The organism is Paenibacillus sp. 2KB_22 (genome assembly GCF_052115745.1).
Classification (GTDB): Bacteria; Bacillota; Bacilli; order Paenibacillales; family Paenibacillaceae; genus Paenibacillus.
Genome location: NZ_JBFRHG010000007.1, coordinates 141266 through 161626 on the forward strand (window position 1 = coordinate 141266; position 20361 = coordinate 161626).

General features: G+C 46.7%; 18 protein-coding genes. 6 read left to right on the forward strand and 12 right to left on the reverse strand.

Features of this window, described 5'->3' with window-relative positions:
* Window positions 1-36: 36 nt before the first annotated feature.
* The 4 genes from AB4111_RS27135 to AB4111_RS27150 all read right to left on the reverse strand — a co-directional run bounded on the left by AB4111_RS27135 (window position 37) and on the right by AB4111_RS27150 (window position 3830).
* Entirely contained in the window at window positions 37-1017 is a 981-nt protein-coding gene (locus AB4111_RS27135; RefSeq protein ID WP_442034111.1) for a LacI family DNA-binding transcriptional regulator, read from the reverse strand.
* A 92-nt stretch (window positions 1018-1109) separates the two neighbouring features.
* On the reverse strand, window positions 1110-1553 hold the full coding sequence (locus AB4111_RS27140) for a FixH family protein (protein ID WP_442034113.1): 444 nt from the start codon (window positions 1551-1553) through the stop codon (window positions 1110-1112).
* 19 nt (window positions 1554-1572) lie between these two features.
* Entirely contained in the window at window positions 1573-2022 is a 450-nt protein-coding gene (locus AB4111_RS27145; protein ID WP_442034115.1) for a disulfide oxidoreductase, read from the reverse strand.
* A gap of 185 nt (window positions 2023-2207) precedes the next feature.
* Window positions 2208-3830 carry a copper amine oxidase N-terminal domain-containing protein gene (locus tag AB4111_RS27150; RefSeq protein WP_442034220.1) on the reverse strand — a complete coding sequence of 541 codons (1623 nt, stop codon included), beginning with the start codon at window positions 3828-3830 and terminating at the stop codon, window positions 2208-2210.
* 336 nt (window positions 3831-4166) lie between these two features.
* On the opposite strand from AB4111_RS27150, the gene AB4111_RS27155 reads away from it, so the two are divergent.
* Window positions 4167-4373: a hypothetical protein gene (locus AB4111_RS27155; RefSeq protein ID WP_442034117.1), complete on the forward strand. Its 207-nt coding sequence runs from the start codon at window positions 4167-4169 to the stop codon at window positions 4371-4373.
* A 200-nt stretch (window positions 4374-4573) separates the two neighbouring features.
* Window positions 4574-5683 (forward strand): stalk domain-containing protein, encoded by a 1110-nt coding sequence (locus tag AB4111_RS27160; protein ID WP_442034119.1) that lies wholly within the window; start codon window positions 4574-4576, stop codon window positions 5681-5683.
* An 89-nt stretch (window positions 5684-5772) separates the two neighbouring features.
* Here AB4111_RS27160 and AB4111_RS27165 read toward each other — a convergent pair whose 3' ends face one another.
* The 3 genes from AB4111_RS27165 to AB4111_RS27175 form a co-directional block, all read right to left on the reverse strand.
* The gene (locus tag AB4111_RS27165; RefSeq protein ID WP_442034121.1) at window positions 5773-6453 is read right to left on the reverse strand and encodes a hypothetical protein; all 681 of its coding nucleotides are present in this window, start codon (window positions 6451-6453) and stop codon (window positions 5773-5775) included.
* A gap of 35 nt (window positions 6454-6488) precedes the next feature.
* Window positions 6489-7541 carry a hypothetical protein gene (locus AB4111_RS27170; RefSeq protein WP_442034123.1) on the reverse strand — a complete coding sequence of 351 codons (1053 nt, stop codon included), beginning with the start codon at window positions 7539-7541 and terminating at the stop codon, window positions 6489-6491.
* 90 nt (window positions 7542-7631) lie between these two features.
* Window positions 7632-9347: a DUF6138 family protein gene (locus AB4111_RS27175; protein ID WP_442034125.1), complete on the reverse strand. Its 1716-nt coding sequence runs from the start codon at window positions 9345-9347 to the stop codon at window positions 7632-7634.
* Window positions 9348-9679: 332 nt separating this feature from the next.
* Here AB4111_RS27175 and AB4111_RS27180 point away from each other — a divergent pair, with 332 nt between their 5' ends.
* Complete coding sequence (locus AB4111_RS27180) at window positions 9680-9922, forward strand: DUF7662 domain-containing protein (RefSeq protein WP_442034127.1); 243 nt, start codon at window positions 9680-9682, stop codon at window positions 9920-9922.
* 65 nt (window positions 9923-9987) lie between these two features.
* Here AB4111_RS27180 and AB4111_RS27185 read toward each other — a convergent pair whose 3' ends face one another.
* The 3 genes from AB4111_RS27185 to AB4111_RS27195 all read right to left on the reverse strand — a co-directional run bounded on the left by AB4111_RS27185 (window position 9988) and on the right by AB4111_RS27195 (window position 15088).
* A complete protein-coding gene (locus AB4111_RS27185) occupies window positions 9988-11640 on the reverse strand; it encodes an extracellular solute-binding protein (RefSeq protein WP_442034129.1) in 1653 nt (550 codons plus the stop codon).
* 120 nt (window positions 11641-11760) lie between these two features.
* Window positions 11761-13353: a response regulator transcription factor gene (locus AB4111_RS27190; RefSeq protein WP_442034131.1), complete on the reverse strand. Its 1593-nt coding sequence runs from the start codon at window positions 13351-13353 to the stop codon at window positions 11761-11763.
* A complete protein-coding gene (locus AB4111_RS27195) occupies window positions 13328-15088 on the reverse strand; it encodes a sensor histidine kinase (protein ID WP_442034133.1) in 1761 nt (586 codons plus the stop codon). The genes AB4111_RS27190 and AB4111_RS27195 overlap by 26 nt, the downstream gene beginning before the upstream one ends.
* Before the next feature lie 317 nt (window positions 15089-15405).
* Here AB4111_RS27195 and AB4111_RS27200 point away from each other — a divergent pair, with 317 nt between their 5' ends.
* Window positions 15406-16326 carry an ABC transporter permease gene (locus AB4111_RS27200; protein ID WP_124118238.1) on the forward strand — a complete coding sequence of 307 codons (921 nt, stop codon included), beginning with the start codon at window positions 15406-15408 and terminating at the stop codon, window positions 16324-16326.
* A 34-nt stretch (window positions 16327-16360) separates the two neighbouring features.
* Entirely contained in the window at window positions 16361-17239 is an 879-nt protein-coding gene (locus AB4111_RS27205) for a carbohydrate ABC transporter permease (protein ID WP_017692164.1), read from the forward strand.
* Window positions 17240-17307: 68 nt separating this feature from the next.
* On the opposite strand, the gene AB4111_RS27210 is transcribed toward AB4111_RS27205, so the two are convergent.
* Both AB4111_RS27210 and AB4111_RS27215 read right to left on the reverse strand, forming a co-directional pair.
* The gene (locus AB4111_RS27210; protein WP_442034136.1) at window positions 17308-17490 is read right to left on the reverse strand and encodes a Spo0E family sporulation regulatory protein-aspartic acid phosphatase; all 183 of its coding nucleotides are present in this window, start codon (window positions 17488-17490) and stop codon (window positions 17308-17310) included.
* Between the two features lie 278 nt (window positions 17491-17768).
* Entirely contained in the window at window positions 17769-18485 is a 717-nt protein-coding gene (locus tag AB4111_RS27215; RefSeq protein WP_442034138.1) for a MarR family transcriptional regulator, read from the reverse strand.
* Window positions 18486-18707: 222 nt separating this feature from the next.
* On the opposite strand from AB4111_RS27215, the gene AB4111_RS27220 reads away from it, so the two are divergent.
* Window positions 18708-20288, forward strand: a complete 1581-nt coding sequence (locus tag AB4111_RS27220) for an FAD-dependent monooxygenase (protein ID WP_442034140.1) — start codon at window positions 18708-18710, stop codon at window positions 20286-20288.
* Window positions 20289-20361 lie beyond the last annotated feature (73 nt).

Sequence of the window (20361 nt, forward strand, 5' to 3'; positions counted from 1 at the left end):
TTCCTGGAAAAGCACGAACAGGGAAAACGACCTGTATCAGGTCGTCTCTCTCTCCACGATGGTAACTGGCAAAATATGCTCCATTCCGATCTTCTCTTCCGCGATCTGACGCCGAATCAGATCAATCGCCAGCTTAGCCATGTCCTCGACCGGCTGCCTAATCGTTGTTATGCCAGGCATCGTATACCCTGCCGCACGACTGTCATCATAACCTACAATAGCGATCTCATCAGGTACCTTGCGCCCAGCTAACACGATTTGCTTCAGCGCATGCACTGCCATCAGATCACTCGTTACAAACAGCCCATCCACCTCGGGGTGTTGTGCAAGCAGCTTATCCACCAATTCCGTATACTGATGCTGATCAAACACATTCAGGTCGGTTTCATGAATCATGACCGGTTTGACTCCATGAGCCTGCAATGTATCAACAAAACCTGTCGTCCGGCGATTGGACAGCATTTGCAATTCCAAATTACCGCAGATATGTGCCAAATGCCGTCTATTCTTCGATAGCAGCAATTCAGCAGCCATAACCCCTCCCTGATAGTTATCAGATGAGATAAACGGGATGTCTTCACCGATTTTACGATCAAAGGTCACGATTGGGGAATGCAGGTTCATATACTCATCGACTTCCAATGTATGGCTTCCCATAATAATGCCATCCACACGATTACCCTTGAGCATTTCCACATATTCACGCTCTTTGGAAGGGTCCATGTGGGAATTGCATAACATAATTTTAAATCCATTTTGGTATGCATGATACTCAACATAGCTAGCCAGTTCTCCAAAAAATGGATGGGAAACATCGGGAATAATCAAGCCTATGACATTGGATTGCTTACGCAGAAGAGAACGGGCAATTTCGTTGGGTCGATAGTTCAGCTCGTCCATGGTTTGATACACTTTGTCCCGAGTCTTCTGACTGATATATCCCCGGTTGTTTAATACACGCGAGACGGTAGTTACAGAAACTCCTGCCCTGAGTGCAACATCATGAATAGTTGCCATAACAGCCTCTTTTCCTACAACATTCTTCATACTGTTAATATTATAAACCTATTGCTAAACTTGAACCAAACCCTTGGTACCCGCCTGCTGCTTCATTCCGCTACAATTCTTGCTCTCGGCATGCTATGCATAGCTCCGTGCGTAACATGGACCTGTACCACATACGTACCTGGTTCTTCAAAGGTATGCTGGATTTCATACAGCCCTTCCTCTGACTCATTGGCAGTAATAGCCCCCTGATTCTCCAGTTCTTCAGCTGTCATCATACCTTGCTCCGGAGATACAGAAGGCGGATCATCAAGCTCATTCCAGATCTGGAATTGCACATGGTCAGCATCACTTAACGGAGCATCTCCCTGTGTAAGTTTCACCTGCAACCGTGTTGGTTTATGAAGAGTAGCCTTCTCCGGAACGTCAAGTTTCACCCGGACCATCTCGGGCATCTCCCCAGAAGCAGATTGCTCCTCATAGGAGCAGCCAGCGACCAAAAGGATTAGCACCAGGAAGGGCATGAACCAACGAGCTTGTCCGCTCATCACCATCTATCCTTTCTTATTAAGAAGATTTTGGTGTTTTGCCGATGCCCCACAGCATCACGATGATGATAATAAAGGCAATCAGTGCGAGTAGTGGAATGGTGATGAAACCAAACCAGTTCAGATAGTCGGTATAACATGGAACCTTGCCGCATGCAACGGCGTTGCCTGTAGCCGAGAAAATACGCTGGATCGTTACGTGATATAACGAAATGCCGCCACCGACAAAACTAAGTGGGAGTACGTATTTCGTGATGCCCACGTCATCCTTAAAGTAGGCAATGCCCAGCAAAATCGTTAGTGGATACATGAATATGCGCTGGTACCAGCATAGATCACATGGCAGAAAGCCCTTGATCTCACTGAAATAGAGACTCCCTCCTGTTGCAATAACGGAAACGGCCCAAGCAATAAATAACCGGGTATCCACATTTCTCGCTGGGCGCTCCGATTTTGATGATCTACTCATTCCTCTGTCCCCCTCTTCATTTTGCTTATACCAAATTATCATACCTCATTCTAGACTCCATCGGCTATTCAAGCTGTTATGTAGGTCATTATTCGATGATTATACCAAATATTTGAACTTTTGGGTGAATACAAAAAGCTGCCGTATGGGCAGCTCTTTTGTTTGATTCATATGAAAACTTTATATTACATCGATTTAGTCAGCGTAATGGAGCCATCTTTTTGAGCCCATTTCACGTCCCAGTTTAGAAGTTCAGCAATGAAGCGCAGAGGCACTTGCGTACGTCCATCTTTGTTTACAAATACCGTAGCACCCACGTTTTTCTTCACGCCATTCACTTCCATAACGTTGTTGTTCACCCAGAATTCAAGCGTATCATCGCCAGCCATTACCGTTACTTGTTGTGCTTTTTTGTCCCATTTCACTGTTGCGCCAATACCTTCACTCAAGAAACGCAGTGGAATGTAAGTTGTGTTTTTCCAGAGCACTGGTGTGGTGTCCATGTTGGTTGTTTTGTCGTTAATTTTCAGCATTTTGCTGTTCAGTTGCATCCACACCGTTGTCATTTCTGGCGCTGGTGCAGGTGTTGCTGGCTCTTGGAATTTGTCGTTAAATTGAGTCACAATGGCGTTACCCAAGGCTTGACCTACACCGAACATCACTTTGAAGCCTTCACGATTGGTTGTGTAAGAAGCATCATAGTTGCCTGCTGCATATTGATTCAATACGTTTTGCACTTGATTTTCATGTGTTGTCAGTGCTTGTTGTCCTGCTGCTTTTGGCAGATTGCCAGCTGTTGCCGAATCCAGGAATGTAGCGAATTCTGTTGTAAATCCGTCAATACGTTTCTCTACTGCTGCACGAGCCGCAGCATCGTTGTTTTTCACGGCTTTTACATAGTCGCTTTGCGCATTAACGTGATTGGTTACCCAAATTTTCTCGAAAGCATTGGCACCATCGTTACCGTAAACGGAAGCAATCGCTGCTTTGAAGTCAGCTGTGTTTCCAGCTTCAGCTGTAATCAGTGCGTTGGAAGCGGCTGTACGTCCATCAAATTCCTCTTGCATTTGCAGAGCCGAAAGCGCAAAGTGTTCGGAAGCCAAGTGGTTGAGTGCAGATCTCAGATCAGCTGCTTTGGTATCCGCTTTGGTATTTTGGAATTTCTCAGGCATTTGTGTAGTAATTGCTGTGGAAAGTGCCTTACTTACGTCAAACATTTCTTTGAAACCTTCACGGTAAGCCTTGTATGCATCAGCGTAATCTCCAGCTACATACTCATCAAATACTTTTTGCACGAGATCTTCATGTACTTTCAGCGCCTGTTTGGCTGCTGCTTTTGGCAATTTGCCTTCGGTAGCTGTGCTGAGGAACGTGGAGAACTCATCCACGAAACCGTTGATGTTTGCCTGTGCTTGTTTGATCCCAGCCTGGTTGCCCATTTTGGTTGCTTTCACCAGATCATCTGTGTATTTGTTATGAGCGCGGAAGATGCGTTCGAATTCTTTGGCACCTGCCTCACCATATAGGGAAGCAATCGCTGGTTGCATATCCAGTGCATTCTGGTCGAGTGCTTTGTAGGCTGCATCTGCATCTTTTGCTCCGTCATATGCTTTTGCCATTGCCGTTACTGCGAGTGCAAAGTGCTCGGACAGCAGGTGGTCCAGGTTTGCTCTCAAGTCAGCCGCAGGTGTGTTTACGGATGCTTTCATCATTGTCATCGGTGTCTGTGGGGCGGAAGCTGCTCCAGCGATTCCCGGCATCAACAGTGTCAAGCTAAGTACAGGTGCGATAAACTTCTTCATTTTCATTTTCATTACATGTTCACTCCTCGATTATGTTTTGTGTATAATTTCTTTCCTCGTCGTCGTCTTCATAGGGTGTAACGCAGGGTTCAGTAATCTGGATCACTCTGTGGGCAAAAAAAATTCGCAGCTTTCCGTGAAGAAAGCTGCGAATGCCTGTTGTATCAAGGTTTTTTTGAATTAAAAAAATATAATATTATAGTGATCTGTCTGATTAATGACTACCTACATACTGTAAGACAGTTACTTCATTTCCCTTTATTTCTCAACTATAGCTTACATCAAAAGTTATCTTGAAGTACAATAAAGACATATCAACTTATTCGCGAAGGAGGTTCATTTATGACCTGGTTGCCTTATGTTTTAATTGTGGGTATCGCCTTATTTGGAGGTATTGCTACCCTAATTATCGGAAATTCCAAAGCCAATCAGACCAGCAACCCCGAATATGATCGACGCACAAAGCAAAACCTCAGTAAACTTTCCTATGTATACGTTGGTGCGGTTGTACTTGGTTTTGGCGGACTAATCCTCTATCTTTTCAACTAAAATGTTTCGATTCGGCAAAGAATACGTTCAAACATGCCTAGCAGCTTCCGTTTTCGTTCTACATCCTCCTGTCTATATACACATGTTTACAAGTTGGAGATAATTCAGAATTATTCTGGATATGTTCGGGGTTTAATATAAAGCCATAAGGGACAGCGAGCCCATTAAACTAAACCAACCCCAACTTGAAGGAGAGATATATGATGAAAAAAAACATGAAGAAATCCGTAGCAACGATGATGGTACTGGGCATGACATTAACAGGAGCGACGGGTGTATTTGCCGGAACGCAGCTAGAGAAAATCTCCGCATACCTTAACCATGGAATCAGCTTCAATGTCGATGGAGCGGCTTACTCACCAACCGATGGCAATGGCAACAAACTCGCTCCAATTACCTATAACAACTCTACTTATCTGCCTGTACGTGCCCTTGCCGATGCGCTGCATGTGCCTGTATCCTATGATGGCAAAAAAGGTCAGGTCATTATCGGCCAAGCCACGAGCAATCCTTCGGCCTTGACGAATGTAACGTATAGCGCAGCACAAAAAGAGGCAATTCAAAAGGCTTTTGCACAATTCGATGGGTTCGAGACAGCTTATGCTCCTCAGCAGATGATTGCAGGTGATACTTTCAAAAGTGTAGGTGCGGGTGGCGACGGCGTAAGCTTTGTTTTCAACCATATGAAAGTGGATGTATCTCCAAGAGATTATTCGGACGGCTATACGAGCAAAGACGTGAAACTGTCCAATGGCGTTATCGCCAAATGGTACACACCCGATCAAACGGGCATGCTCACGTTCCAACTGGATGATCGCTACGTTACCCTTAGCTCGCCGGATCATAAGTTGAGTCAAGCTCAATTGCAACAAGTCGCGGTCTCTGTTCAAAAGGCAACTGGCAACAACGATCAAGGAATCACTTCATTCGCAGATGTGAACTACAGCAAGCAACAATTGGATAACATTCGCAAAGCATTTGCAAAGTTTGACGGGTTCACAACAGCCTATGCCCCACAACATATGGTTGCTGGAGATACGTTCAAAAGCGTAGGTGCAGGCGGTGATGGTGTAAACTTTGTTTTTAATCGTATGAATGTAACGGTATCTCCTAAAGACTACTCGTTCAGCTATGATGGCAAAACGGTAAAACTGCCTAATGGCGTATCCGCCAAATGGTATACACCAGACCAAACGGATATGCTCACGTTCAAGCTGGATGATCGTTATGTAACCATCAGTTCACCGAATAACCAATTGACTCACACTCAACTGGAGCAAATGGCGGTATCTGTACAAAAAGTGAAATAATCGATGCACGATTCTTATCATCGGAATAGAAAATAAAAACACACATCATTTCGGTCCCGCTCTATGAGTTGGGGCTGATTTGGTGTGTGTTACGTATGCTCAAGCTCTGCTTCAAAGACCTCTGCCTTATTCATGACCTTGCGAAGCCAGTAATACCGATGCAAGTCCATAATGAAGTGAAACACGACAAAGGCTATCATAGTGTATACACACATCAGCACAACAGACACAGTCTGTTGTGTAACAAAAGCCAAAGAAATATTGGCCAGAAGGTATGCTCCGCCCGTAATCATCGTTAATGTGGCAACAGGTACACCCGTGCTTTTATCCCTTTTTTTACGCTGAGGAGGCTGCTGCAGCTTACGCAAACGAAACTTCACGTATTGGAACAGGGCAAAACCATACACCGCAAATGATCCAATAGCGTACCAAGGTGTTGTCAGACCAAGTGTCACGTAGGCATACTTCTGTATAGTTACCATAAATCCCACAGAACAAACGATGCCAAATACGCCTCGGAACAGTACATAATTCAGTTGGAGTCTGCGTGGGGCAACAATCAGGGCAATCGCCCATATATTCATAAAGGCTAGCGGTGGCACGAGAATATACGCATACAGCGATTGGAACGGGACACTGAACAGGGGAATAAGCAGAAATACGTTAAGAAAAAACAGGACAAGTATACCTGCACTCAGCCGAATACCATCTACTGCATAGATAACATAAGGTGAACCTTCATACGGTTTTGAACGTTTATTGTTCGCCATAATAGCTCTTCCTTGATAGATAGGTTTCGTCATAATTACAATGCCACTTCCGTTAAACGAACAACCCTGCGATAGTACATCGCATCCATCAAATCCTCCCAGTCGAGTTCACTGGCATTAACGTCTCGATAATACACCGCAGCAGCAGGCAAGAAACCAACCAGCGGCCCTGTACCACCACATATCAGACTCCCGCCGTCTCCGCCTTTGGGCATCACGTCTCCATCCGAATCGAGCGTAAGCTCATATTTGTAGGGATCGCCAGCAAAATTTATGCCAAAGAAATTCGGCATTTCCAAATCATAAGAATGATCATCCTTTTCTTTAACCCGTGAAGAGTCCGGTTCTAGCGAAGCATCCACAATCTCATCTACGCCTTCCGGAATTCCAAAGTGCTTCAATCTCATCGTATAATCGAAGCTGTCCCCCCAGGGAAATAACGTGCGACAACCGCCACCATAGATATACTCCCATTCATCTTCAGTCAGCAAACCAAAGCCCGCCGCTGCTTCCTCTCTCACAACGTCTTCCAGCTCTATTCCTTCGTTAAACCACAGGATTCGCACTTCATCTTCACTTTGGCGAATCAGACGGAATTGTTGATGCAATTCATATTCACGTATATCCGATTGCTTAAACTGCTCCAGTGCCGCAGGGAAATCTGGGTCTTCCTGTGCGAATGCTTCCTCCTCTGATACTTCAATCCAGCCAAGCGAGATCAGTTCACATTCCACAAGCATCGGCGCAATAGTAACTTCTCTCACAGGTGACATCTGACTCGCTAGAAACGAATCCACGTCCTCTACACCATACTCACTGACCGTTTCATGCAGGTCGGCTGAGGTTTCTTCGTTCATACCATGCTGCCAACGATCCCAACCGAGAGTTATGCGGTCCCCAGGTACAAATACAAACCTCTCCTCCTCATGCGTAAACACACCTGTCTCGATTCGCTGACCGAATCGTTCAAATGTCTCGAGACCCTCATATACCATACCTTCCGGTAATTGACGAACAAGCTTACGCATCCAAGCCTCTTTGTCCTGGGCATTCAACTCCAGCCACATGTCTCGACTCAAAGCTTCCACAACTTCCCCCGCCTCTCCTAATGCACTTTCAATTCGCTAAAATGCTCCACTGTCTGGCCCAGTACAATCTTCCTTGCCCTTTTTTCATTTTTATTTGCCTGCGGCCTGCAACAGTTTCAGTAATAATTCCTTCCGTCTTCCTTCCGCTTTGCGAGCGAGCGTTGTGAGCTTCTCCACCTTGCCGAAGATTGGGTAAAGTACACGTTCCACTTCGTAATGCTCAAGTCCTTGAATCTGCCTAACCAACCGTTCGAGTATTTCATCATTCTCCAGCTCAGGCTGAATCTTCAGCTTCAGACTATCCGTTGAACGACGCAAGCTGGCGACTAACGCAGGTATGGACTGAGCCGTTACACCCTGTTGTTCCACAAATGCCGCAATGAACTTATCCTGAATTAACTGATGCTCATCATCCACTTCGCCCATGTAATATTCAATCAGCGGGAAATACCGCTCATCCACAAGACCCAGTCCAAAGGTTGCATAACTGCCTGGCATACCATTTTTCTCTCCCTCGGTATCCTCGTAAAACTCAAACTCCTGGATAGCCTCACGCGCATACTCTTCCAGGAGTGGATATAGCTCCGGGTACTCCAATGCATTGGCAAAGAATCGGTGCGTATCCGACTTGGCGAGTCCTTTGATCGGCAAATATTGTTTTACACTGGACTTGAGCTTGATCTTATAACTTTTTGGAAAGCCCTGCTTCAACAAATGAGTGATAAAGGTAAGTGCCTGCTGATAGGCACCGGGCGCTTCCTTCCGAATGTGAATGGTCATCAGAGCGAATACATCATTTGCTTTGCATTCCACTTCTTCCGTTTTCACATGAATATCCTCTTTCGCATACGTCCCGCTGCCTTCCGTCATCATCAGTGCCGCACGTCTGCTGCCGAGTTGCTTCGCGAGTTCCAGGAAAGTCTGACCTTCGGCTTTGCTATAATTCGGCTCAAATCGTAGAATCATCACCGCCGCGTATAACAGCAGATCTATCGGTTGAGTCCCGGCTACTTGCGCCTTCTGCTTCTTATCCGACGATTGGTCTGTCTGTGATTCAACATCCCATTCCAACGTCGCTCCTGGCTTAAGCGAATATTCATTGGTACGATATGCAGAAGACTGCACATCATAATACTGTGGCAAGAACTGACTCTCCGCCCATGCCTTCAACGCACGAGTAATATCACCACGATGTTCGGCAAGCGCCTCCGGGCGACCCTGATTCAACTCTTGAATCCGGTCATACTGCCTGAGAATCCATGCCACATCCAGTTCAGGAAACAGTTTAGGGTCAAGCAGATGACGCGTTAAAAAGAAGGATTCCAACGGCTTTGTTGGATATGCACCGTTCTCCAGCTTCTGATCAATGTATGTATGAATACGCTCAAGCAACTGCTGCCTTTTCTCTTCATTGACATATTCCAGCAAAGTCAGTTGCAGCTTTCCTTCTGTTGTAGGGAATTTACCACGGAAGGTAAATCGATAGTCAATCAACGGGGAATCGGCCAGCTTGTCCAGTCTTTCCTGAACAACCTCTACTAGCCTAGGTCCAATCTCGTTACGAACCTGTTCCTCGGTAAAGGCTCCTGCCTGCTTCGATTTCAGACCATCATCCAAACCCAGATCCACACTGTCTACTGTAGTCCGTCCAGGTCTATAATCCAGCAAAATATCATTGAAGATGCCTATTTGCAGCGTAGTTCGCTTCGTAACATTTTCCAAGTCATCCCGCTTTTCCTGTTCATCAAACCATTCATGAATTGTCGTCATCATCTCTTCCATTGCCTGGTCATAAAGTGTACTCATCTGATCTCCTGCCTTCCCATGCATCTAATGATGTTCATCAACCAAACTTGAACCTCTATGAATCCCCGATCAATCCGGGGCATCTCTGTTATAAATACGTATTGATGTTCGTATACTACCTATTATTTTACTCTCTCAAGTACACCGGGAACAATAAGGCAGCAGGGGGGAGAAAAGGTGGTGAAAGATGCCCATAAGTGGTATTTAAGACACGCCCTAGTCAAAGAGATCTACAGATGCCTTTCACATCTATGTAGGCTCTCGGTATGCCCTCGCTATCATCATCCCCACGTTGTATAATCATTGTATTCCTTTTCAGGAGGTCAGACGAAATGAGCTACAGCAAATACTTCCCTTTGGAAAACTATTTGAATCAGGTTGCAATCACCCTTACATATGCAGAGCTTGAGGAAATTCTCGGATTTACGTTACCCCCTACAGCGTATAATCGCGAGCAATGGTGGGTCAATAATGCCATGAATCATACACAGGCGCTATCCTGGTTAAATGCCGGATGGAAGGTGGATAATGTGATTCTAGGCAAAAACGTTACCTTTGTCCGCTGCGAGTCATAATATATCTGAGACACAAAAAAGCAGGTTAGACTGATGAATTCATCAGTTCTAACCTGCTTTGAATATTAATTAACTGTCTTATACCACTCGTTCACTTCGGCGGTAATATCATCCCCGCCCATGGATTTCCATTTCGTCACAAACGCATCAAATTCCTCAATGCCCACCTGACCATAGATGATCTTGCTGAACGTATCCTTCTCCAGCTTGTCGATCGCGTCCTTCTTCATTTTCATCGTTTCGGTTGGAGCTCCCGTGAACTTGTTCTTGATCGCATTATCTTTATTCGCAACGACCACTTCAGCGGCCGCAAATACTTCAGGTTTGTTGGCAATCTTCGTATTTTTCTCAAAAGGCGTCTCTGGTTCTTTACCCTTCGCAAGTTCCGCCAGCGTATCCATCATCAGATTCGGAATTCGGGCACCATCATACGTAATCGTATATTTGAGTGGTGATACGCCGTCCTTCACTTCGGCTTCACCAATCACTTTGCCGTCCACGATGTCATAGTCGTATCCTTGGGCGAAGCCATGTTCAAACTCGCTGCCGACTTCAGGATTAGCAAAGTTGTCGAACAGATAATTCTGATATGTGAAGAAAATCTCCGGGTTCGCCATGTCTTTGTTAATCAGCACAACGCCGTTACTTGCACCAGATCCATGTTGGTGGCTCTCACCTGTTGGCCCTGTAGGTAATGCAATGGCTTTGTACGTGGCACCATCCACATTTTTCTTCACATCATCAATCGGCCAGTTCGGCATCCAGTGTGGTCCCACGATAATGCCTGCTTTACCTGCGGTAAACAGTTCTGCTGCCTTGATCTCGTCATAAACGCCAGCTTCTTTGGGCAGGTAACCTTTGGACAACCAATCCTTCATCGTCGCAAGGCCTTCCTTCACACCTGGCTGAATGGAACCATATTGCAGTGTTCCGTCTCCGGCATCATTCCACTGTCCAGGCATCGTGTTGTACATGCCGAAGATCCAGCCGGATTCCGTCATCCAGGTATTAAGTGCATTCTTCATACCGACGGTCAGACCATACGTATCTTTCTTGCCGTTCCCGTCCGGGTCCTGATTCGTAAAAGCATCCATGACCGTAACCAGCTCATCGATCGTTTTCGGTTCTTCCAGTCCCAGCTTCTTCAGCCAGTCTTCCCGAATAAACATGACCGAATCGCCATTGTAGGCATAATCGAAGATTGGAATGCCGTAACGCTCGCCCTCATACATGTACGGATACCATTCTTCCGGTGCCGATTCGGATGCCTGTTTCCATGTGTCGGAAGCATACTTGTCAAACAACTCGCCTGCATTGGCAAACTTGCCGGATTCAATTAATTCCCGCACCAGATTGTAGTCCCCCCGAATGGATACAATATCCGGCAGTTCTTCGTTAGCCGACAGGGACAGGCGCAATTTCGTGTAAAATGCATCATTCGTTACCGATACAGCCCACGGTGTGGTCAGATCGATGCCGAGTCGTTCCTTGGCCCATTTGGTATGCACATTGTTCTGTGCCGTTTCCCCATTCTTGAATTTCGTATCATCATTCCAGGCTCGCAGATAACTCATCTGTACCGCAGGTTCATACTTCCCATCTTGCAGAGCAAGTGGTGCAGCAGCTTCCTTGGTCGGTTCTTCCTTGGCCCCCGAACTGCATGCCGTTACAGCAACCATCGTTATTGCGAGTAATGCCGTCATCATTTTTCTATACATGAACTAACCCCTCCTCAGGTAACTTGGATACCCTTATGTGCCAAATGCACCTTACATGAAAAGGATAGTGCAGCCGGGGAGGCAAACATATATCACAATTTCAATGTTCATATCGATTTGTTAACCGTTCCGAAAATCTTGCGGGGTTAGTCCATAATGTTTGCGGAACACCTGAATGAAATAAGGGGTGTTGTTGTACCCCACTTCCTGACCGACTTCATAGATTTTCATCGCTGTATGCTTGAGCAAATGAACCGCACGTTCCATTCTGGAACGGATAATATAATCACTAATGCCTTCCCCTGTGGATTGTTTATACATTTTGGACAGATATACCGGGTGCAGGTGCACCTCTCCGGCAATGACCTGCAACGATAAATCCTCCCCTAGATGATGGTCAATCCATTGCTGCACCTGCCTGATCAGCGTGGATCCGGCATCCTGTCCCGCATCGCTGGTGCTCTCGGCCCACTGCTGCATCACAGACCGAGTCCATGTTTCCAGACTGCGCAGCGAGATACCATAGCCGTCCTTGAGCAATTGCTGATACTGCTCGCCAAGCACTTCAGTTAACTGTCTTCCTTCCCGATGAGCCATCGTTGAGAATGCTGCCGCCAGATAATGAAAAGCCACATACACATGCTCCGGGAACACACTATTCGACAGTTCGGCAAAGATCTGATCAATCTTGCGGTGTGCATCCTCCATGCGCCCCGCTTCCATTAATGTCGTTAGACCCGGAGGTTCATACAGTGCCGCAAGTGACTTCAATGTAGCCCCACTGGTTCCTGCCGCCGCATTCAGATGCAAGCCTTTGCCGGCCTCTGCCTGCTTGCGAAGTGCACTCACGGCTTGATGATAGAGCTGGGGCACCTGATCAGGAAAACGTCCCATACGACTAACGGACAGGGAAATGGTCGCGTTCAGATACTGCCTTACACTGTGGATCAACCGCTCTCCAAGTCGGCCCATTAACATTTCCGGTTCGGATTGGGTTTGTTTGGGACTCGCCATAAAGACCAGATCATCGTAGGCGTCATCCGTATGGCAGAGATGATAGGTACTGCCGTAGATCTCTTCCACCACATTGGAGATGGCGTATTTCATCAGTCGAAACGCTTTATGTGTAGGTTGATGGTCATCATACCGGATGAGCAGCAGTTGCATTTTATCCTGTGGACGGAACCCGATCTCCAGTTGCTCCAGCTTGCCTACAAGTTCGTCATTCGCAAATTTATGCCCTAACAGTACATCCTTCATCAGCTCCGCCCGCTTCTCGGGCAGATGTTCCCTCACTGAATACATGGCCCGCTGATGCAGCATTTGTTTCTCACCCTCCAGGCGAATCTGCACGGCGGCCTGCTGCACGGATTCGATCAGTTCCTCATCCCGGACCGGTTTGAGCAGATAACTGACTGTCCCATGTTTGAGCGCCTGCTTCGCATAATCGAAGGAAGCATGCCCCGATAAAATAATACATTTGGTCTGTTCCCACTTTTGCCGAATGTGACTGACCAGATCCAGACCGGACATACCCGGCATGCGGATATCCGTGATAATAATATGAACCTGATGTGTTGCCATATGTTCCAGTGCCTCTTTGACTGAATAAGCTTTGAATACCTGACCAATCCCGTGTTCTCTCCACGGTATGGAGACAGCGATTGACTCTACTGCGGAATGTTCATCATCCACGACCATCAGATTCATCATGCGGTTGTTCCTCCTCAAACCATCGAATTTCTACACTAAGTCCACCGTAGGGAATCGCTCCAAAATGAAGACCAGACGACAGCCCATAACGCGTAACGAGACGCTGGTGCACATTCCACGTGCCTGTTCCAATCTCCTCACCCATCGGTTCATTGATCTCCCGTTCCAATTCCGCAATCTCTTCCGCTGTCAGCGTGACACCGTCATTGTCTACAAACAGGCTATATCTTGTATATTTCCGCCCCTCAATATGTTCGGGTACCGCCATCCCCGTTACGACGACATGCCCACTGCCTTCCATCGGCTCAATGCCGTGGATTACCGCATTTTCTACAATAGGCTGAATGAGCAGTCGCGGAATATGGAGTTGCATCAGTTGCTGCGGTACAGCAATCTCGTAGGTCAGCCGGTTGGTCCGCATCTGTTGAATGGACAGATAATGGTCCAGCAGCCGGATCTCTTCTTCCACTGTCGTCATGTCATTCTCGCCCCGCGTAATGTAGCGATAGTAGTCTCCCAGACTTAGCGACATGGCAATAACCGCTTCACGGTTGCCGAGCTGGGTCATATTTTTGATATAAAACAGGCAGTTGTACAGAAAATGTGGATTGATCTGTGATTGCAGATGTTTCAGTGTTGCTTCCCGTGAGCGGATACGTTCCTCGTATACCTTCTCGATTAATTCCTGAATCTGCTCCGCCATATGGTTGAAGCTTTGGGTCAGGTACGCGAATTCGTCACGGGAGTGATCGACTGGAATCCGCGTGGACAACTGGCCTTTGCGAATCTGTTGCAGCCCTCTCATCAAGCGATGGATGGGCACCTGAACTTTTCGATACAAAAGCAGTGCAGCCCCTATACTCAGCACGAGCAGTAACAGAATGGAGGTAATAAACATATTTCGGCTCTTATCCATCGGGTTCAGCAGATCATCCAATACCACTGGGTTCACGTATACTGCTTGCAGTTGTTTGGAATGCACGTAACTGACCAGATACTGTTTGTCGCCCACTTCCAGCTGATGATTGCCTTCCCTCTCCGGTCCGTTAAAGGGGATATCTCGCATGATCGCTTCGACCAGTTCAGGGTCCGCCGTACGGTTCAGCAACGGATCGTTACCTGGTACGAGCAAGAAAGGATCTCCGCCCTGCGTTTCTTTAAAATCATCCAGCATGGCAACGATGTTCATCGGGTCGAAATTAATCTCCATCACCGTTCGCACGCCTGTGTTCACCGGTTTTTCATTCCACTCGTAGTTATCCGTGAAAAAGTAGGTGAAACTCCCCTTCTCCAACTGCCATTGGCCTGGTTGCGGAAACGTCAACATCTTCTCATCGTAGACCGTCCGGCTGGACATGGTGGACAACACAAGTTCCGCTTGCGGCAGCACAATGGTAATATCGTTCTTCCAACGGCTGGTGGACTGGTACAACGATAATTTGTCGAGAATATCCAGATAGATGCTGTTTTTCTCATATTGGCTGGTTGATTCCGTCATGTAGCGGTAATGCAGAATACTCGGATCTCGCAGCAACGTCAGGCCATACAGCGAAAGCTGCTCAATATTTTTATCCACCTGAGAACTGAAATAATTGAACTGGTTCAGACTCGATTGCTGTTTCTCTTCGACGACCATATCCACATTTGCCTGGTTCGCGTACGTATAGAGCAGCAGAATGGGTACGAGCAGGCAGATTAAGAGAATGACCGTCTTCGCAAATACTGTGAATTTCATCGTTTCACCCTGTCCCTGAATTTGAAGTCGTTCTATACCGAAGTCCTATTTTATATTGAAAACCCTTACATTTCTAGTTGATTTTATATTCGCACGCTTTCCTGCAACTTGTAATCCCCTTTTCCATCAACAAGTTAATATTTCAACATCCGCATTGAAATGTTGTTCTATAGTCCGCCCTTTTCCATTGCTATAATTCAGTTGCTCCACTCTGTGCTGAGGCTTTCTCGCCTCATGTTGTCAGGGTTGGACGAGATAAAGGAGGGACCCTGATGGCTATCGAACAACCGTTAACAACCCATACGCCGGTGCGAAAAATGACACCCCATCCACGCAAACGTACCCGCTGGAATTTCAAACGCACGTGGCCGCTGCATCTGATGCTGCTACCTGCTGTACTGCTCACTTTACTGTTCGCCTATGTGCCCATGGGCGGCATTATTATTGCTTTTCAGGATTTCAAACCGTGGCTGGGGTTCACTGGCTCCAAATGGGTGGGCTGGGACAACTTCCGGTTCATGTTCGAATATCCCGACAGCGTTCAGGTCATCTGGAACACGGTACTGATCGCTTCAATGAAAATTGTGGCCGGACTTATCGCCCCTGTTGTATTTGCCATTTTACTGAATGAGGTTCGAAACTCCACGTTCAAACGTTTCTCACAGACCTTGGTGTATCTGCCCCATTTCCTGTCCTGGGTTGTCCTGGGCGGCATTCTGCTCGATATGTTATCACCGGAAGGTGGACTGGTAAACCAGGTGTTGGCGGCGGCCGGTGTTGAACCGATCTTCTTTCTGGGGGATGGCGACTGGTTCCGTGTAACGGTGGTTGTCAGTGATGTATGGAAGGAATTTGGATTCGGCACGATTGTATTTCTGGCAGCACTTGCGGGCATTAACCCCGCATTGTATGAGGCTTCTGAGGTAGACGGGGCAACGCGGCTCAGACAGACATTACATATTACCCTGCCTGCACTTGTGCCGATGATTATCGTGGTAGGTACGTTATCGCTGGGCAATATCCTGAATGCAGGCTTTGACCAGATCTTTAACCTGTACAATCCGCTGGTATATGAGAAAGGCGATATCATCGATACCTTTGTCTACCGGATGGGAATTCTGAATGGCAAAATGAGCTTTGCGACCGCTGTTGGACTATTCAAATCATTTGTCGCGATGTTCCTGGTCATCTCTGCGTACCGGATGGCGTACAAAATCGCCAATTATCGTATTTTCTAAAAGGGTTAGCATAATGCATTAAGGAGGAATCAAGGTGTATCACAAAACAACCGGGTACCGTATATTCAATGGTTTCAACCTGATATTCATCGCGGCCGTCTCCATCCTGTGCATCCTGCCGCTGGTCCATATTCTGGCGGTTTCCTTCAGTGGTAAGGCGGCAGCATCCGCCAATCTGGTGACACTTTGGCCGATTGATTTTACGGTGGACGCGTACACCAAAACATTTGGTAACAGTAACTTTCTCAGTGCACTCTGGATTTCAGTCCAGCGTACGGTTCTGGGCACACTGCTCAGTATGACACTTGTCTTCCTGACGGCTTATCCGTTATCCAAGGAAAGTCTGCACTTCAAGGGACGCTCGTTATATGCATGGTTTTTCATCTTCACGATGCTGTTCAGCGGGGGATTGATTCCGTCCTATATTTTGATTCAGAAGCTTGGACTGATTAATACGATGTGGGCACTGATTTTGCCAGGAGCGGTCGCTGTTTGGAACCTGATTTTGATGATGAACTTTTTCCGCAACGTACCGAAAGAGCTGGAAGAAGCTGCATTCATTGATGGGGCCAATCATATCACGACCCTGTTCAAAATTTATCTGCCTGTATCCATGCCAGCGATTGCGACGATCTCTTTATTCACGATGGTAGGTCAGTGGAATTCCTGGTTCGACGGGCTGATCTATATGAATGATGCTTCCAAATACCCACTCGCCACGTTAATGCAGACCATAATCGTGCAGCAGGATTTCTCCAACATGAACGTGGATGCAACGCAGCTCCAGAACATGTCTCAACGTACGGTGAACGCGGCTCAGATCTTTATTGGCGCTCTGCCGATTCTGCTCGTGTATCCGTTCTTGCAGCGTTTCTTCGTAAAGGGAATTGTGCTCGGGGCGGTAAAAGAGTAAGGCAAACACATGGAATCCCGTCATGGGATTCTTCTTCGTTCTATAAGTGCATTCTATAGCTCATGATTTCAGTTGTTTTGAGATTTTCTGCTGCGAATAGCGTTGTTATATTCATTAATTAATTCATCCAGCACCATGGATTGGCGAATAACCTCCGGATGCCACAGTTCCGCATATTGATCAGCAATCTGGTAGAGCCTTTGCCGTGCATGTTCGATACATTCCTGAATGGTTTCCGGATTATGTACCATACTCCCGCCCCCTGTTATCCTTGAATATCATCATCCAAAAAAGACCATCTAATATAATATTCGGAACAATAGGGGGTTTGGATTACCCCAAAATTAAAATTTTGGTTATTTTTTCTTGTAAATTTATTATTAGCGTGGATCATATGAACTGATGTACACATATGTTCAATGCAAATAAACCGGATCGGCTGTCGCCTGTCCGGTTTTATTTATGTTATTTTTTCCAGAACAACTTCACATGCCAAGATGAATATGAGCAGGCTCGCAGCTTACCTACGCTAATCCTCATATTTCGTAAAGAAAACATCCTCAAGAACGGCCTTGGCCTTCTTCAGATCACGGGAATTCAGCGTATGAAGCATCCCCATAATATCATTCATTTCCTCGTTAATGGTCACTGCTTCCGCATTCTCATTATCATTATCGTTTGAAGCTTCATCGGGATATGGTCCCCCTTCACTAGTAACCATGGATGGACTGTCTTTTTCCGAATGGAACCAGGAGGCCTTCACGGTATCTCGGAGAGCGTTCACTAAGAACTGCAATTCATCTTCGGTATATCGCTGCAAAAAACGATTCGCGCCAAGATCAATTTGTTGATGCATGGCTTGATGCAAACGATAGATGTCTTGACCCAGTTCTGTCATGCGAAATAATACTTCTTTCTTATTATCTGGTAGGTATTCAGGCAGAATGATATTTTTCTGCACCAGCCTTTTGGTGATTTTTGAAACTGTGCCTTTGGAAAAACCGAATTGCTTTGAGATGGTTATGCCATTTACAGGTTCAAGTGTTCCGATCGCATCCAGCACATGCAGCATGGTAACCGTCATTTCTTGTACTAACTCTTGAACTTCCGAATTAGGGCTGTTCTTAAGCAGCCATTCCTTCTCTTCGTCATCTTCCGCTTGGAATTTAATCTGTATGTCTCTCACAGCTTCCAGCACTTCATTGATTAAGTGCTCTTTATTGTGATTGTTTGATGGCTTGATCATTCTTTTTCCCCCAACACTAATGAACTTCATCCCAGTATATCAAGGAAAAGTCCGCAATTAAAGTTTCCAAGGAAACAATGTTGACAAAAGAACAGAATTTAAACTAATATTGTTGCAAGGAAACTTATTGTTTCTCAGAAACAATAAGTTTGTGAGCGTCATAGTCCGTTAGTGATGAGAATCAAAAATTATTTTAGACCCAATTAAGAGAGGAACATAAACATGACAGATATACGATTCAAGCCATCGCAAGAGAAGGAACAACCGGGTGTGAGTCCATCAAGGGAAGATTACGATATCGACGTATTGGTTGCAGGTGCTGGCCCGACCGGATCTACATTAGCAGCAGATCTTTTGCGCCGCGGCCTTCGTGTCCGGCTGATCGACAAGGCTCCACATGCCTTTAAGGGTTCTCGTGCCAAGGGATTACAGCCGCGAACCCAGGAGGTCTTGGAAGATCTCGGCGTGCTGAGTGATGCTCATACAGAGGGAAGTTCTTATCCGCTTGCAGGTATCCATCTAGGTCCGATCACTGTGCCGTGGCGCATGCAGCAGCGAAATAAACCTACACAAGATGTGCCCTATCCGAATATTCTTCTGCTGGCTCAACACCGCACGGATGCCATCCTGCACCGCCTGCTCAAACGTCAGGGGCTAAATATTGAATTTAACAACGCGGTGGATTCTTTTGAACAGGATGCCGATGGGGTGACAGTAACGCTCTCTTCAGGGGAGAAGATTCGCAGCAGATATCTGGTGGGGGCAGACGGTGGTTCCAGCACCGTTCGTAAAGGTGTTGGGATTCAATTTGTCGGAGAGACCCACGAATCGGATCGTATGCTTATTATTGACGGTACAATCGATGGCTTGTCTCGCAGTCGTTGGCATATGTGGCCCCGCACAAAAGGTAAATTTGTAGGAGCATGTCCTTTGCCACACTCCGACCAGTTCCAGGTCATGATCAGGTTGGGAGCAGACGAGAATCCAGACTTGAATGAGGCTGTACTGGCCGCTCAGTTCCACAAGCTTACTGGTTTACGACTCTACGACATTACTTGGAGTTCCGTATTCCGTCCCAACGTGCGACTGGCTGAGCACTATCGGTCAGATCGTGTCTTCCTTGCAGGCGATGCGGCCCACGTCCATACCCCAGCCGGTGCACAAGGACTCAATACCGGTGTACAAGACGCTTACAACCTCGGCTGGAAAATAGGTCAGGTTATTGCCGGCGCACCTGATCGCCTGCTTGACAGTTACGAAGCGGAACGTCAACCCATAGCCGCACGCGTTCTTGGAAAATCCAGCGAGTTGTACGCCAAGCTAGATAATAAACGTCTCGCCAGTCTCAAACGTGGTGACGAAGAACGACAGCTCTCACTATCGTATCATGGTGGACCACTTAGCTCTCAGAATGCATCAACGACCAAGTCACTTCAGGTCGGAGATCGAGCTCCCGATGCTCCATGCATCGGCCCAGGCGGTGTAAGACGACTATTTGAGATCCTTCGTGGACCGCAATTCACATTGCTTGCCTTTGGAGCCAATGCCTCTAATATTCTCCCAGAGCTGATCTGGCCAAACAGCGGTGCTAAATTACACAGATACATCGTTAGTCTCGGCAATGAAGCCGAACAGAATGTTATCAACGATACCACCCAAAAACTGACCGAGATCTACGGCATTAACAGCGACACGCTGATACTGATTCGACCCGATGGTTACATCGGCAGCATCATTCAGGGCGACTGGCAGGTGGAATTTGAAAGTGCGATTAAGATGATTAGTCCACCATGTTCAGGGTAGGGTCTCGAACTTTGTTTCAAGCAAAGTAGCGTTGCTTCCGGGCCGGGGTGTCATATCAGAGGAACCGCCAGCT

Bases quoted from the DNA above. Each gene is read 5' to 3' on its own strand.
- AB4111_RS27180 (WP_442034127.1), top strand. From the start codon at position 9,680: ATGAGCTACAGCAAATACTTCCCTTTGGAAAACTATTTGAATCAGGTT.
- AB4111_RS27215 (WP_442034138.1), bottom strand. From the start codon at position 18,485: ATGATCAAGCCATCAAACAATCACAATAAAGAGCACTTAATCAATGAA.
- AB4111_RS27135 (WP_442034111.1), bottom strand. From the start codon at position 1,017: ATGGCAACTATTCATGATGTTGCACTCAGGGCAGGAGTTTCTGTAACT.
- AB4111_RS27165 (WP_442034121.1), bottom strand. From the start codon at position 6,453: ATGGCGAACAATAAACGTTCAAAACCGTATGAAGGTTCACCTTATGTT.
- AB4111_RS27155 (WP_442034117.1), top strand. From the start codon at position 4,167: ATGACCTGGTTGCCTTATGTTTTAATTGTGGGTATCGCCTTATTTGGA.
- AB4111_RS27145 (WP_442034115.1), bottom strand. From the start codon at position 2,022: ATGAGTAGATCATCAAAATCGGAGCGCCCAGCGAGAAATGTGGATACC.
- AB4111_RS27220 (WP_442034140.1), top strand. From the start codon at position 18,708: ATGACAGATATACGATTCAAGCCATCGCAAGAGAAGGAACAACCGGGT.
- AB4111_RS27210 (WP_442034136.1), bottom strand. From the start codon at position 17,490: ATGGTACATAATCCGGAAACCATTCAGGAATGTATCGAACATGCACGG.
- AB4111_RS27190 (WP_442034131.1), bottom strand. From the start codon at position 13,353: ATGATGAATCTGATGGTCGTGGATGATGAACATTCCGCAGTAGAGTCA.
- AB4111_RS27175 (WP_442034125.1), bottom strand. From the start codon at position 9,347: ATGAGTACACTTTATGACCAGGCAATGGAAGAGATGATGACGACAATT.
- AB4111_RS27185 (WP_442034129.1), bottom strand. From the start codon at position 11,640: ATGTATAGAAAAATGATGACGGCATTACTCGCAATAACGATGGTTGCT.
- AB4111_RS27150 (WP_442034220.1), bottom strand. From the start codon at position 3,830: ATGAAAATGAAGAAGTTTATCGCACCTGTACTTAGCTTGACACTGTTG.
- AB4111_RS27200 (WP_124118238.1), top strand. From the start codon at position 15,406: ATGACACCCCATCCACGCAAACGTACCCGCTGGAATTTCAAACGCACG.
- AB4111_RS27195 (WP_442034133.1), bottom strand. From the start codon at position 15,088: ATGAAATTCACAGTATTTGCGAAGACGGTCATTCTCTTAATCTGCCTG.
- AB4111_RS27140 (WP_442034113.1), bottom strand. From the start codon at position 1,553: ATGAGCGGACAAGCTCGTTGGTTCATGCCCTTCCTGGTGCTAATCCTT.
- AB4111_RS27160 (WP_442034119.1), top strand. From the start codon at position 4,574: ATGATGAAAAAAAACATGAAGAAATCCGTAGCAACGATGATGGTACTG.